Origin of the sequence: Streptococcus sp. VTCC 12905 (assembly GCF_049893385.1) — a bacterium.
GTDB classification, from domain to species: domain Bacteria; phylum Bacillota; class Bacilli; order Lactobacillales; family Streptococcaceae; genus Streptococcus; species Streptococcus suis_AA.
This window is the reverse complement of the sequence record NZ_JBMVJC010000074.1, coordinates 1-701: the sequence shown is the minus strand read 5'-3', so window position 1 is coordinate 701 and position 701 is coordinate 1. Positions and strand designations below refer to the sequence as shown.

Here is a 701-nt window from a genome sequence, read left to right as displayed (position 1 = left end):
CATAAAGAAAGAGAGGACGAAGTTCGTCCTCTCTAGGTGTTAGCTTTTCATCTACCCACTACAGTTGACAAAGAGCCGAAAATACAAGGCATTAGATGTACATATATAATTAGGAAGAAATTTTAAGTAACTCTGGCCAACAATTCTATAGGAAAAAATAAAAGACAAGGCTTAGAAACCTTGTCTTTTCAACTATACCGGCGGCCGGGGTCGAACCGGCACGTCCTTGCGGACACTGGATTTTGAGTCCAGCGCGTCTGCCAATTCCGCCACGCCGGCATATAGTTAAACTGGGGTAGCTGGATTCGAACCAACGCATGAGGGAGTCAAAGTCCCTTGCCTTACCGCTTGGCTATACCCCAATAACAAAATAGGCGAGTGAGGGGAATCGAACCCCCGAATGTCAGAGCCACAATCTGATGTGTTAACCACTTCACCACACCCGCCATAGAACACGGGCAGTAGGAATTGAACCCACACTGAAGGTTTTGGAGACCTTAGTTCTACCTTTAAACTATGCCCGCAAAGGTATGGAGAGAGAGGGATTCGAACCCCCGAACCCGAAGGAGCGGATTTACAGTCCGCCGCGTTTAGCCTCTTCGCTATCTCTCCAAAATATTAAGTTAATGGCGCGAGACGGAATCGAACCGCCGACACATGGAGCTTCAATCCATTGCTCTACCAACTGAGCTACCGAGCCA

General features: G+C 47.9%; 6 tRNA genes. All 6 read right to left on the bottom strand.

Annotation, left to right across the window (positions count from 1 at the left end):
- Positions 1-195 precede the first annotated feature (195 nt).
- A tRNA-Leu gene (locus tag ACPC58_RS11675) sits at positions 196-279 on the bottom strand.
- Positions 280-290: 11 nt separating this feature from the next.
- Positions 291-362, bottom strand: a tRNA-Gln gene (locus tag ACPC58_RS11670).
- A gap of 11 nt (positions 363-373) precedes the next feature.
- A tRNA-His gene (locus ACPC58_RS11665) sits at positions 374-446 on the bottom strand.
- A 7-nt stretch (positions 447-453) separates the two neighbouring features.
- Positions 454-524 (bottom strand) — tRNA-Trp (locus ACPC58_RS11660).
- Positions 525-531: 7 nt separating this feature from the next.
- Positions 532-612: transfer RNA gene (locus ACPC58_RS11655), tRNA-Tyr, on the bottom strand.
- A 15-nt stretch (positions 613-627) separates the two neighbouring features.
- Positions 628-700: transfer RNA gene (locus ACPC58_RS11650), tRNA-Phe, on the bottom strand.
- Between the last annotated feature and the right edge of the window lies 1 nt (position 701).